The sequence below is a fragment of the Bifidobacterium simiarum genome, assembly GCF_002802905.1.
Classification (GTDB): Bacteria; Actinomycetota; Actinomycetes; order Actinomycetales; family Bifidobacteriaceae; genus Galliscardovia; species Galliscardovia simiarum.
The window spans coordinates 58,338-71,273 of record NZ_PEBK01000001.1 but is presented as its reverse complement, the minus strand read 5'-3'; the positions used below and the strand labels follow the sequence as shown (position 1 = coordinate 71,273).

At 64.2% G+C, this 12,936-nt stretch carries 9 protein-coding genes; 3 read left to right on the top strand and 6 right to left on the bottom strand.

The features are described 5' to 3' along the window. The first annotated feature begins 2,321 nt into the window (after positions 1-2,321). On the top strand, positions 2,322-3,368 hold the full coding sequence (locus CSQ87_RS10835; RefSeq protein ID WP_165776661.1) for an InlB B-repeat-containing protein: 1,047 nt from the start codon (positions 2,322-2,324) through the stop codon (positions 3,366-3,368). Positions 3,369-3,935: 567 nt separating this feature from the next. Here the strand turns inward: CSQ87_RS10835 and CSQ87_RS00245 are convergent. The 6 genes from CSQ87_RS00245 to CSQ87_RS00220 form a co-directional block, all read right to left on the bottom strand. After that, positions 3,936-5,510, bottom strand: a complete 1,575-nt coding sequence (locus CSQ87_RS00245; RefSeq protein WP_423734755.1) for a proteasome accessory factor PafA2 family protein — start codon at positions 5,508-5,510, stop codon at positions 3,936-3,938. A 3-nt stretch (positions 5,511-5,513) separates the two neighbouring features. Then, complete coding sequence (locus tag CSQ87_RS00240; RefSeq protein ID WP_100511851.1) at positions 5,514-5,717, bottom strand: ubiquitin-like protein Pup; 204 nt, start codon at positions 5,715-5,717, stop codon at positions 5,514-5,516. A 27-nt stretch (positions 5,718-5,744) separates the two neighbouring features. After that, positions 5,745-6,575: an inositol monophosphatase family protein gene (locus CSQ87_RS00235; RefSeq protein WP_100511850.1), complete on the bottom strand. Its 831-nt coding sequence runs from the start codon at positions 6,573-6,575 to the stop codon at positions 5,745-5,747. A 75-nt stretch (positions 6,576-6,650) separates the two neighbouring features. After that, on the bottom strand, positions 6,651-8,270 hold the full coding sequence (locus tag CSQ87_RS00230; RefSeq protein WP_100511849.1) for a proteasome accessory factor PafA2 family protein: 1,620 nt from the start codon (positions 8,268-8,270) through the stop codon (positions 6,651-6,653). A gap of 1 nt (position 8,271) precedes the next feature. Next, positions 8,272-9,858 carry a proteasome ATPase gene (gene arc, locus CSQ87_RS00225; protein ID WP_207761071.1) on the bottom strand — a complete coding sequence of 529 codons (1,587 nt, stop codon included), beginning with the start codon at positions 9,856-9,858 and terminating at the stop codon, positions 8,272-8,274. A 94-nt stretch (positions 9,859-9,952) separates the two neighbouring features. Continuing rightward, positions 9,953-10,684 carry a DedA family protein gene (locus CSQ87_RS00220; protein ID WP_100511847.1) on the bottom strand — a complete coding sequence of 244 codons (732 nt, stop codon included), beginning with the start codon at positions 10,682-10,684 and terminating at the stop codon, positions 9,953-9,955. Between the two features lie 110 nt (positions 10,685-10,794). Here CSQ87_RS00220 and serB point away from each other — a divergent pair, with 110 nt between their 5' ends. After that, the gene (serB, locus tag CSQ87_RS00215) at positions 10,795-11,475 is read left to right on the top strand and encodes a phosphoserine phosphatase SerB (RefSeq protein WP_100511846.1); all 681 of its coding nucleotides are present in this window, start codon (positions 10,795-10,797) and stop codon (positions 11,473-11,475) included. 10 nt (positions 11,476-11,485) lie between these two features. Beyond that, positions 11,486-12,919 (top strand): TrkH family potassium uptake protein, encoded by a 1,434-nt coding sequence (locus CSQ87_RS00210; RefSeq protein ID WP_133122303.1) that lies wholly within the window; start codon positions 11,486-11,488, stop codon positions 12,917-12,919. The last annotated feature ends 17 nt before the right edge of the window (positions 12,920-12,936 follow it).

The following is a 12,936-nucleotide window of genomic DNA, read 5'->3' as shown; positions in this document are numbered from 1 at the left end:
CCCGCAGGGGGCTTTACCGTATGCGGCGGGCGGCTGCGTCCGGTGTTGATGGATTGGAGCGTCAAAAGGCCGGTTTCGCGCTGCGCTCCATCGAAATACGCCGATAGTTGATGGATTCGAGCGTCCAAAGGCCGGTTTCCTGCTACGCTCCATCACGATCCGCCGATATTTGATGGATCGGAACGCAAAAACGCCGATATGCAGCCCAATCCATCGAAATCCGATGACCGCGATTTTCAGATCGTTGAAATCATGCGGTTTCTCGATCCCGTGGCGGAGCCGGCCGATGGATCGGACCGCAAAAAGCCCGGTTTCGCGACGCAATCCATCAAGATTCACCGATATCCGATGGATCGGACCGCAAAAACGCCGATATGCAGCCCAATCCATCGTGCTGGTGGAAGAACGAGACTTCGGAATCCCCTAAGCTTCCCCTTAGGCTGAGTCCGGTAAAAAATAGGCGGTCCGATGAGGTGAATGAACGTCGGTTGGGATGGGCGGCGTCCGACACACTCAAGGCCGTTCGGCCCCGGAGCCAGCAAGCCGGCTCCTACCCTACGGTCGGACGCCGCCCATCCTAACCTCTAGCTCAGCGATCAATAAGGGATTGATCATCGGTCACATACGCCGCAGGAACGAGAGCAGCTATGATCTCAAACACGACTCCGCTCGTCGCCATACGAGATGATAAGGCGCGGTCATCAGGCCGTTCCGTTCTTGCGATTGAAGTCGGCAGCTAGAAGCTGACCGATGAGGTGGACGGAACTGCCATAAGAGCAAGCTCAATCACCCCGGCTGGCATAGCCGACAGCCCCTCCAGCGGGGGCAGGGTCAGACTCCCGTCGGAGGGACAGTCCGTTGGGCCGTTCGTAGCAGTACGCCCCTTACGGACGTACGCCGCACAACACGTCGAGGAGCTGGATACGAGCTGCATCACGCTCCCGCCGGCGGGAGCTGTCAGGCGGTAGCCTGACTGAGGGTGGTCGAACGACGCCACATTAACCATCTATCCAGACAGGCCATGTTTGACCGCCCCCAGTCGGATATGTCGACCGTCCCCGACGCATCATGCAACGCATGACCTTGATGACCATGCCCTTCGTTCGTTTATCAATTCGTCTTTCGTCTGCGAGCGTCTCTACAATCCGTTTCACTGCAAAATCCGTCGGGGGGGGGGTGACAGCATAGGGGGTGTTGTCTGACTGTTTGCACGGCATGGCTCGTTTGGATCGACAGTGACGCTGCCTTCGGCGAGGATGCCGAAGAAGACGGTCCGGCAGCATCCCATGACGATGAGACCGTGGATTCACCTTACGGAATCAACCCGTGGATTCGGCCTGCGTCATGGGCATCGAAGAGGAACATCCTGAAAGGAAGGTTCGACCATGAGTACAGGAACCCCTGCACATCCAAGCAAGCTATGGAAACTGGGTATCGGCGCGGTCGCTTCGATAGCAATACTGCTGCCGATGGGAGCCGTGGCCAACGCCGCGGAAGAGGGCGCTGCGGCATCTTCCACTGTCCCGACGTCATCAGCCCCGGCCTCAATATACGAAGCCGACACCAACGGCGATGCTTCGGCAGCCAGCGGCAATATCGCCATCAACGCCACGAATTTCCCGGACGGTAACTTCCGCAAGTATGTGTCCTCGGTCATCGACAGGAATCATGATGGCATGCTCAGCGTTGCCGAGCGAAATCGCGTCACTCAGATTGGAGATTTCGGCACTAATGGAATTGCTCCAGAGAATTATCTGACCAATCCTGTTACCTCGGTGAAAGGCATACAGTTCTTCCCCAATCTCACGACTCTAGCTCTCACGATTCAAGGACGCCTCACCTCTCTGGACGTGACGCATAACCAAAAACTGGAGGGACTATATCTTGGCTCGGGAAGCCGATTGACTTCACTTAATGTGTCACACAACCCGAAACTACGAAGGTTGGTTGTCACTGATAACGCGTTATCCAGACTTGATGTGTCTCGGAATACCGCACTGGACACCCTTTCCGTAGATAATAACCGGTTGACAGGGTTGGATGTGTCTCGGAATATCGCGCTGACATCACTCTCGGCATCGGGTAATCGGTTGACTTCGCTGGATGTGTCGCACAACACGCGACTACGGCTTTTGGGTGTTACTGGTAACACGCTATCCAAGCTGAATGTGTCTCGGAATACCGCACTCACGGATCTCTCCGCATCGCAGAATCGGTTGACCGGGTTGGACGTGTCGCACAATTTGAAGCTGGAAAATCTTGAGATCAGGGCTAACAGGCTGACGACTATCGATCTTTCCAAGAACACTAAGCTGCAACTGATGGACGCCTATGGGAACGAGCTGCACGCGCTTGACGTCAGCAACACTCAGCTTACTGGTTTTTCTCAGCTGATTTCGTCTACTGCGGGGAACAATCGTCTGCTTGCCTATCGCGTATCTACCCACCGTCAGGACGTGCGTATTGATACACAGCGCGCGTACCCCGTGGATGGACGTTCGCTGAATCTCAGGCAGCTGATCCCGTGGTTCGATGTGTCGAAGGTGTCGAACGTCAGGGGCGGTACGATCTCCCGCAGCGGCGTGATCGCCCCCGCTGCCGGGGCGAAGGCCGGTGCCGTGGTGACATATGACTACGCGGCCGGCAAGGCGGGTACGTTGCATGCCAGTGTGAGCTTCACCATGAAGGGCGCGCCCGCGCCGGTGGTGTACCGTACGGTGTCGTTCAATTCGAATGGTGGTTCGAAGGTCGCCTCCCAGAAGGTCGCGAACGGCGGCAAGGTCAAGCAGCCGAAGAATCCGACCCGTAGCGGCTACGCGTTCGCGGGCTGGTACTACGGCAACGCGAAGTGGGACTTCAACCGCGGGGTGACGGCGAACATCACGCTGACGGCCAAGTGGACGAAGAACGCGACCCCGTCGAAGCCGTCCGAGCCGTCGAAGCCTCAGGTGAAGCAGGTGCCCGTGTACCGCGTGTACAACCGTCGTTCGGGTCTGCATCATTACACGACGAACAAGGCGGAGAAGGACATGCTCGTGCGTCTCGGCTGGAGGGACGAGAGCCGCAAGGCCGCCTCGTTCATCACCGTGAGCAAGGACACTCCCGGCGCGAAGCCCGTGTACCGCGAGTACAACCGCAGGACCGGCAACCACAACTGGACGCTGAACAAGGCGGAGCACGACATGCTCGTGCGCCTCGGATGGAAGAACGAGGGCGTCGCCTGGTACTCGCCGTCCAGCGGCAAGAACGTGTACCGCCTGTACAACCGCAACAGTGGTGAGCACGTGTACACGATGAGCTACGGCGAGTACGTCGCCGTGCAGCGCGCCGGCTGGCGCGGCGAGGGCGTCGCGTGGACATCGCTGTGATGACACACCTTGCCTTCCCCTTGAGGGGAAGGTGACCGGCTTGTCCGGTCGGATGAGGTGACGGACGGGGCGCGACTTGGTTTGTTGCCTCGCCTGCATGCCCTCATCAGTCTCGCTGCGCTCGACAGCTTCCCCCAGAGGGGGAAGCCTAGGTGCTTCGCCTGCTCCGCTGCCACGAAGGCGCACTTCGCATAAGATGTCGGGGGCTGGCTGTCGTAGGCAGACTGGGGGGTGGTCGAGTTGCCATGCGTTGGGACTTGACCACCCTCAGTCCGGCGCAGCCGGACAGCTCCCGACGTATTGTGCGACGCATGGCCCTTAGCGGCCATGCTGCTATGGACAGTCCACCGGACTGTCCATCCAGCGGGAGCAGGGGCTGAATCACGACTTCGCTTGCCACCTCATCAGTCAGCCTCCGGCTGCCAGCTTCCCCTCAAGGGGAAGCCCACGTCTTTCGGACCCTCGCTTGTCAGCTCATCCGGCCGGCATCCGCCGGCCACCTTCCCCTCACAGGGGAAGGCTGGTTTAAACGCTTCAGCCCCTCAGCCTTCACTCGTATCCGCCTGCCTATAGCGCTTTGAGGACGGTGGTGTAGGCGGGGGTGGGGGTGGAGCTGAAGGGGTCAAGGAGTTCGGCTTCGAGGCGCACCGGGCTGGTGACGGCCACATGGGTCCAATCGCACGACCACTGGTAGTCGCCCTCCAGCACCCGCCGCACGAATTCGCCGCGCAATGCCGCGCGCGTGTTCGCGGGAGCGTGTTCGACGGCATGCCGCACACCGGCCTCGTCGATCATCGTCTGCATCATGCCGGCCCGCACCAGACGCTCGTATACCGTGCCGTTGACGATGTCGTGGTAGTCCATGTCGATCTGCCGCAGTCGCGCATCATCCACGGACGGGTCACGCCGCCGCAGCGCCTCGATCAGCTGCAGTTTGGCCGCCCAGTCCACCCAGGAGGCCAGCTTTCGCCACTCCCCGGATTCCACGGCGTCCAACGCCTCGGCCCACAACGTCAGCGCCCGGGAAACGTCCTGCCGCGACAGTCCAGCCGGATATGCCACGGCCTCCCCTGCTTCGGTCTCAGCCGCACCAGCCGACCGCAAACCCTCAGCCGACTCCGAACCGGGCAACCCCGCATCCGCAAACAGCTCATCATGCTCGGCCACGAACGCGCTGACCAACGCGAGATACCGCCGCTGCACGTCCAGCGCACAGCTCGTCTCCCCCGAAGCCAGCGCGAACCGCGCCCGTCCGGTGCGGTCCCGGCTCACGGTGCGAATCGCCTCGCTCGGGTCGGCGAGCGCGAATTCCTCGAATCCGGAGGGCGCTCCGGCCCGGTAGGCCTCCTCGATCGCGCACAGTACGAGGTGCGTGACGGCGAGCTTCATCCATGTGGCGGTCTGCGACCGGTTGGAGTCGCCGACGATCACATGCAGACGACGGAACAGGTCGGAGTCGGCGTGCGGCTCGTCGCGCGTGTTGACCATGGGCCGCGAGCGCGTGGTGGAGCTGGAGATCGCGTCGTCGAGGAAATCGGCGCGCTGGGTGATCTCGAAGCCGTCGGGCACGCCGTCCTCGCCGGTGAACCGTCCGGCGCCGGTGAACAGCACGCGGGTGACGAGGAACGGGATCAGTTCGGTTTCGATGGCGCTGAGCGGCACCTGCCGTCGCAGCAGATAGTTTTCGTGGCAGCCGAAGGAGTGGCCGGCGGAGTCCACGTTGTTCTTGAACAGATGGACGTGGGTGCCCTCCCCCGTCGATTCGCGCAGTCGGGCCTGCGCTTCAAGCCCCAAACGCCGCATCACATGCTCTCCGGCGAGGTCCTGCGCCAGTGCATCCATGGGGTTCACGGCCTCGGCGGTGGCGTATTCGGGGTGGCTGCCCACGTCGAGGTACAGGCGGGATCCGTTGACGAGGTAGGTGTTCGTGGATCGGGAGCGTGACACCACCGGCCGGAACATGGTCATCGCCACCTGACCCGGGTCCACGGGGTGCTTGGCCCCGGTGACGGAGACCCCGTATTCGGTTTCCACGCCGAAGATGCGGGCGAATCCGTCGGCGTGTTCGGCGCCGACGTGGGCTGTCGGGCGGCCGGCGGCGCTTCCGTTCAGCGTGTTGCTGCTGTCACGCAGTTGCGGCACGGCTCACTCGCCGCCCTTCTGCACGAAGCTGGAGACGTATTCCTCGGCGTTGGTCTCCAACGTCGATTCGATGTCGTCCAGCAGCGAGTCGAGGCCGGACGCCTGTTCGGCCAGTCCGCTTTCCTTGCGCTCGACCGTCTGCTCGTCGTGCTGGCCGGCGGTCTGGGCCGAGGCCGAGGTCTGCTGTGATTCGAATTCCTGTGGCATGATGTTCCTTTCGTCTGTTGCCGGCCGCTACTGCAGGTACTGCTTGAGGTCGTCGATGATCAATCCGTTGGTGGCGACGATGTCGTTGTTGGCGCCCCAGTCGATGTCGCTGCCGTCCCAGCGGCCGATCTGTCCCTGAGCCTCCCACACTACGACGGCGCCGGCGGATACGCCCGGAACGTCCCACGAATGCAGCGAGGGTTCGAAGTAGGCGTCGTAGCTGCCGTCGGCCACCTTGCACAGGTCCATGGAGACCGGTCCCACGCGCTTGACGTCGGCGGGCTTGCCGGCCAGCGAGGCCACGGTGTGCAGGGCGCGCTTCGACTCCTCGGGGAAGTACGACATGCCGAAGCTCACCACGGCCCCCTTGAGCGTGGGCGTGGTGGAGGGCATGATCTTCTCGCGCTTCTTGCCCTGTTCGGTGGAGCGGATGCGGATCGCCCCGGCACCTTCCGCGGCCAGGTAGGTGCGGCGCAGCGCCGGCGCATGCACGACGCCGAGGATCGGCTTGCTACGCCCCTCCTCGTCCACGCGCATCAGCGAGACGGTCACCGTCCATTCGTGCATGTCGCGTACGAAGTTGATCGCGCCGTCGATGTGCCCGATGCACCAGTACAGGCCGCCGGGCTTCACGTCGGAGCCGACCTCCTCCCAGCATTCGTGCGGTTCGATGGCGTTGATGCGTTCGTGGCAGTAGCGCACCAGCCGCTCGTCGATCTCCGACGAGAACTTGTGGTGCTTGCTCGCCGCATCCAGTTCGGTGGTGAAATCATGGGGCTTGAGCTGATCCTGCAGTGCATGCAGGCCGGCCTGTTCGGCCACATCGGCCACTTTCACGGCCAGTTCGCGCAAATCCATGCGTTCGTCCTTCCCTTGGTTGCCCTGTCGGGTTGCCTTTGTTGCCTTGTCGTTACCGTTGTTGTCGTTGGTCGTTCAGCCCAGCGCGGCGAGGAACTGGTCCACGTCGGCCGCCGAGTCGAGCGCCGCCCGGCAGGCCTTGGCGTCGTGGCCGCGCGGGTCGGCGATGTCGATGTCGTGCAGCGCACCGTCCGAGCCGCGCACGGTGATGCTGCGCCACGAGACCGCCACCACGTCGGCGGGGAAATGCTTCACTATAGCGGATCGCAGCCATGCCCGCGTGTCCTCGGGCGGTTCGGTCGACGCCGCGGCAAGCTGCCGGTCGTCGTCCAGCGTGACGGCGTTCGCCCGCACGGCCCGGAAGATCGACTGCTTCGGCTCCAGCGAGGCCCAGGCGATGTCCATGGCGCGCAGCCGCGGGTCGGACCATCCGGTTCCCCGGCGACGGCGCAGCTTCTCCATCAGCTGCCATTTGAGCAGCCATTCGATCCGCCCGGCCGCACTGGCCATGGCCAGTCGCTCGTCGTCGTCGGCGTGGGCCAGCCGCGCCAGATCCTCGAGGGCGGTTCCCCACATGGCCATGATCCGCTTGGTCGGCTCGTCGGGCCACAGCGGCTCGCCCATGATGTCGGTGCCGTGGACGGCCGCCGCCATGCGGTAGACGGCGGAACGCAGCCGCACCTGAATCTGCCATGCGGTCACGCCGGTCGGATCCCCGGACTCAGCCGCACCCGCCGGCACCCCGGACACAGCCTCGGTCGCCTCCCCGGAATCCACCGGCAGCACGGCCTTCAGACTCAGATCATGCGACACCGTGTGGATCGCGGCCACCGGGTCGGCCAGCTCGATCCCGCCGAGCAGGTCACGCACCGATTCTCCGCGGCGCACCGCCTCCTCGGCCAGCCACGCGACCATGCTGGTCGTGCCGAGCTTGAGGGCGTCGGGCACGTCCATGCAGTTCGCGTCGCCGACGATCACATGCAGACGGCGGTAGTCGTCGGTGCTGTGCGATTCGTCGCGGGTGTTGACGATCGGCCGGTCGAACGTGGTCTGCAGGCCCACCTTCGCATGCATGTAGTCGGCCCGCTGCGACAGCTGGAATCCCTCGCCCTCGCTGTGCTCGCCCAGCCCCACGCGGCCGGATCCGCAGTAGATCTGCCGGGTGACGAAGTGCAGCATCATCAGGTATTCCAGATCGTCGAACGGCACCGACCGGCTGATCTGGTAGCTTTCGTGGGAGCCCCAGCTGGCACCCTTGCCGTCCACGTTGTTGCGGTACAGTTCGATGCGCCGGCCGTCCGCGGACGAGGCCCTGCGCGCCGCGGCGAGCATCAGCAGGTCGCCGGCGTGGTCGTAGCGCACCGCCTCGAACGGGTCGAGCGTCTCCGGCGCGGAATACTCCGGGTGCGCGTGGTCGACGTAGATGCGCCCGCCGTTGGGTGCCACGGCGTTGGTCAGCTGCAGCTGCGGCGAGTCGGTGAGCATCTCGGGCCGGGCCGAGGCGCGTTCCAGACGGTATCCGCGCGCGTCGTTGACCGGGTCCTCGCCCCGGTAGTCCCATCGGATGTGGTCGGTGACGGGGTCGGACGCCCCGGCGATCACGTCGAAGCTCAGCCGCACCGGGTTGGCTCGCGGATCGGCCTTGTCGACCACCGCGTATTCGGTTTCGGTGCCCATCGGGCGCAATACGGACATGTCAGTTCCTCCGATCGTCGGTTCGATCAGTCGGTTTCGCGGGGATCAGCTCCACCGCACGGTTGACGTCGATGCCGTTGAGGCGCGTCCACTGCTGCGGGTTGGCGCCGGTGATGGCATCCACCGCCTCGCGGTACTCCTCCTCGACGGCCCGGCCCAGCAGGCGGGCGTCGAGCCGCGCCTCGGTTCCGGAGACGATCGACTGCTTGACGGCGGCGGTCTTGGCCCGGTCCACGATGTTGCGCAGCATGGCGCCGGAGATCAGCCCGCCGAAGTAGACGCTCGTCCAGTCTCCCCGCTCGTCGCGGATGTCGCAGACGTGACGGGTGTCGTCGCGGCGGAAGATCTCGCCGACCATCACGTCGATCAGCGCGTCGGCGGTCATCCCGTCGGCCAACGGCAGATCGTCGGTGAGGTAATGCCGCAGGATGTCGGCGGCCTGGTCGCGGCCGGGCCGGTCGATGCGGATCTTCACGTCCAGACGGCCGGGACGGAGCACGGCCGGGTCGATCATGTCCACGCGGTTGGAAGCGCCGATCACGATCACGTTGCCCAGCGATTCGATGCCGTCGAGTTCGGCGAGGAACTGCGGCACGATCGTGGTCTCCACGTCGGAGGACACGCCGGAGCCGCGGGTGCGCAGCAGCGAGTCCATTTCGTCGATGAACACGATCACCGGTTTGCCGCCTTCTGCCCGTTTGCGGGCCCGATCGAAGATGGAGCGGATGATGCGTTCGGATTCGCCGACGAACTTGCTCAGGATCTCCGGGCCCTTGACCGAAAGGAACACGCCGTTGGTCTTTGCCGATCCGGCGGCCTTTGCCGATCCGGCGGTCCCGTCCGATCCGGATCCGGCGGCCAGCGCGTGGGCCACGGCCTTGGCGATCAGCGTCTTGCCGTTGCCGGGCGGGCCGTAGAGCAGGACGCCGCGCGGGGGCTTGAGATTGTAGCGGGCGAACAGGTCGCGGTGCAGGAACGGCAGTTCCACCGCGTCGCGGATCTGATCGATCTGGGCGGAAAGGCCGCCGATGTCGTCGAAATCGACGTCGGGCACCTCCTCCAGCACCAGATCCTCCTCGTCCTCCTTGGGCAGTGCCTCCACGGCCAGGATGCCGGCGGATTCGACCATCACGCGGTCGCCGCGGTCGAATTGCCGGTTCGCGAGCGCCGAGGCCCGTTCCACCACCGACGTCTGGCCGGACTGGTCGGCCACCAGCAGACGGCCGGTGGGCAGGGACTGCACCACGTCGCGCACGGTGCCGGTGATCGGCAGGTCGCGCGCGGAGACGACCACCATGTTCTCGTTGAGCAGGACGGTCTGGCCGCAGGCGAGCCGGTCCGGGTTCACCAGCGAGGAGACCGGCACGACCATGCGGCGCGATCCCATCAGCACCTCGGCGGCGGCGTGCCGCACGCCGTCCTCGTCCACATGGGAGGAGTCCATCCGCATGAAGATCGCGAAGTTCGCGGGAGGCTGGCCGAGCGACGCCATCTGCGACTTCGCCTGACGCAGCTCCTTGCCGGCCCGGTTGAGCGCCGCGGCGAGCGCATGGTTCTTGGATTGCAGCACGTCGGCGTGGCGGGCCATCTCCTCGTACTTATGCTCCCAGTCGACCGGACCGGTCGTATCATTCTTCGTTACGACGTCCTTCGTCTCGTGTTCCATCCCGCCCTCGGGTCGTTCACTCACCGTCAACCTCGTCAACCTCGCTTTCGGCGGACCGCCGTCCGCCCTTGCCGTCCACCACCAGATTACGCACCCATCGGCCGATGAGCAGCACCGCCAGTACCACGACCACGCCGATGATCACGTCCTCGAAGACGCCGAGCGCGCCGAGGATCGAACACCAGTTCTCCCCCAGCGCGTATCCCGCGCCGATCAGGATCGTGTTCCATACGGCCGATCCCAGCAGCGTCCAGCCGGTGAACCGCTTGAAATCCATGGCGTTGAATCCGGCGGGGATGGAGATCAGGGACCGGACCACGGGGATCACGCGGCCGATGAGCACCGACCAGGTGCCGAACCGGGCGAACCAGCGGTCGGCCTTGTTCAGGTCGTCGCGGCTCACCCCGGGGATGTGGTCGGCGATGACCATCAGACGGTCCAGTCCGATCCACCGTGACACGCCGTAGAGCGTCCACGCGCCCACCAGCGATCCCACGGTGGCCCAGATCACCGCCTCGATGACGGAGAGCCGGCCGGTGGAGGCGGTGAATCCGGCCAATGGCAGGATGACCTCGCTCGGAATCGGCGGAAATACGGACTCCAGCGCGATGGCGGCGCCGACGCCGAATCCCCCGAGCTGGCTCATCAGGGCCACCAGCCAGTCGGTGATCGCGCCGATCAGCCCCGATTCCCCCGTTTCGCACACCGGGGTGGCGGCTGCCATTGCCGTGTAAGTAACGATTGACATAGTGCAAATTGTCCCAGCGCTTTCCGACAATAAGAAGAATGTGTGCACAATCTTTCCCAGCCTCCCACGAAGAGACGTCTCAGTCCGAGCTGCGATCCCAGCAGTTCGTCATGCCTTCGTTGACGATGCCGAAGCTGGTGACCGGTGAATCCTCGATCACCAGACTGATCGTGATGGATGTGGATTCCACGCTGATCGATGAGGAGGTCATCGACATGCTCGGTGAGGCCGCCGGCATCGGCGAGCAGGTGAGCGAGATCACCGAGCAGGCGATGCGCGGCGAACTGGACTTCCATGAGGCCCTGACCAAGCGCGTCTCCCTGCTTGCCGGCATGGACGCCTCCGTGCTCAACGACATCTACCACCAGACCCATTTCACCAAGGGCGCGCTGGAGCTCGTCCGGGTCGCGCACGAACGCGGCTGGAAGGTGGGCGTGGTCTCCGGCGGATTCCATGAGATCGCCGACCTGCTGGTGCGCGACGCCGGCATCGACTACTGTCTGGCCAACTCCCTGGAGATCCGCGACGGCAAGCTCACCGGTCGGCTCTCCGGCGACATCGTCACCAAGGAAAGCAAGCTGGAGGCGCTGCGTAGCTGGGCCGACGCGATCGGCATCCCGATGGCGCTCACCGTGGCCATCGGCGACGGGGCGAACGACATCCCGATGATTCAGGCCGCCGGCATCGGCATCGCGTTCTGCGCCAAGCCGATGACCCAGAAGGCCGCGCCGTACGTGCTCAACGAACGTGATCTGATGAAGGCATTTGACATCATCGACGCCACGCATTAGCGTGTCCTGAGTGCTTGGCAAAGATCGAAGTACGTGGCGGAGGGCCCTGCATCGACGGTTCGGCTCGATCACCGCACCGCGCAACTCCCCTTCCAGAAAACGCCCGTTAAGCGAACGCATCGTCTCCCACCCGGGACGACTGTCGATCGCCTACTTCGGCGTCATGCTGATTCTGGTCACCATGCTGCTGTCCCTGCCGGTCGCGGCCCGTTCCGGTGAGGCGACCAGCTTCCACACCGCGTTCTTCACCGCGGCCTCCGCGCTGTCGACCTGCGGCATCGCGATCGTGAGCACCAACGCCTACTGGACGATGTTCGGGCAGGTGGTGATCCTGCTGGCCATCCAGTTCGGCGGCCTCGGCGTGATGACCTTCGCCTCGCTGCTGTCGATGTCGATCACCCGGCGCATCCGCGTCTCGCAGAAGATCCGCACGGCCAACGAGCTGGGCGCCGAGAAACTCAACGAGGTGCGCTCCGTCATCGCGGTCGTGCTGATCTGCACGTTCTCGGTGGAGATCATCGCGTTCATCCTGCTGCTCACCCCGCTGATGCGGCAGAACCCCTACAATGTCGGCCACGCGCTGTTCGAGGCGCTGTTCTTCGCCGTCACCTCGTACAACAACACCGGCTTCACGCCCGACACCGCCGGCCTGTACATCCACGACTGGGGCATCGGCATCCCGATCATGCTGTCCGCGTTCATCGGCACGCTGGGCTTCCCGGTGATCCTCAACGTGTTCCGTTGCGCCTGCAAACGCAAGGGGCCGCGGTCCTGGAGCCTGCACAGCAAGCTCACGATCGTCACCACGATGTGCCTCGTGTGCCTGTCGCTGATCTGGTTCTGCACCATGGAATGGAACAACACCGAGCTGTTCCCCTCCGACGATCTCGCCTCGAAGATCCGCCATGCGCTGGTGGCCGCGGTGATGCCCCGTTCCGCCGGATTCGACATCTCCTGGATGCCACATGTGAGCGAGCAGACCAAGCTGTTCATGACGCTGATCATGTTCATCGGCGGCGGCAGCGCCTCCACCGCCGGCGGCATCCGCGTCACCACGTTCGCCGTACTGCTGATCGTCTGCCGTGGCGCGCTGGTGGGCCGCAGGGACGATTCGATCTTCGGCAAGCGCCTGCACACCCAGACCGTGATCCAGGCGATCACGATCACCGGCATCTGCACCGGACTGGTGTACGTCTCGTCGCTGGCCCTGCTGTGCATCACGAACCGTTCGCTCACCGACGTGATGTTCGAGGTGTGCTCGGCGTTCGGTCTGGGCGGCTACACGCTCGGCGTGGCCGACCCGAACAATCCCGGCACGCTGTACATCCTCGCCGCGCTGATGATCATCGGCCGTCTGGGACCGATGACCGTCGCGTATGCGATCTCCCGGCCCCAGCAGCCGCAGGCGTTCCGCTACCCCTCGGAGCATATTCTCGTCGGCTGATTCCTACCGGCTAAGCG

Excerpts from the sequence above, each read along its gene's own strand:
- CSQ87_RS00235 (WP_100511850.1), bottom strand. The coding sequence starts at position 6,575 with ATGGATTTGCGCGAACTGGCCGTGAAAGTGGCCGATGTGGCCGAACAG.
- arc (WP_207761071.1), bottom strand. The coding sequence starts at position 9,858 with ATGGCCCGCCACGCCGACGTGCTGCAATCCAAGAACCATGCGCTCGCC.
- serB (WP_100511846.1), top strand. The coding sequence starts at position 10,795 with ATGCCTTCGTTGACGATGCCGAAGCTGGTGACCGGTGAATCCTCGATC.
- CSQ87_RS00230 (WP_100511849.1), bottom strand. The coding sequence starts at position 8,270 with ATGTCCGTATTGCGCCCGATGGGCACCGAAACCGAATACGCGGTGGTC.
- CSQ87_RS00240 (WP_100511851.1), bottom strand. The coding sequence starts at position 5,717 with ATGCCACAGGAATTCGAATCACAGCAGACCTCGGCCTCGGCCCAGACC.
- CSQ87_RS00220 (WP_100511847.1), bottom strand. The coding sequence starts at position 10,684 with ATGTCAATCGTTACTTACACGGCAATGGCAGCCGCCACCCCGGTGTGC.
- CSQ87_RS10835 (WP_165776661.1), top strand. The coding sequence starts at position 2,322 with ATGGACGCCTATGGGAACGAGCTGCACGCGCTTGACGTCAGCAACACT.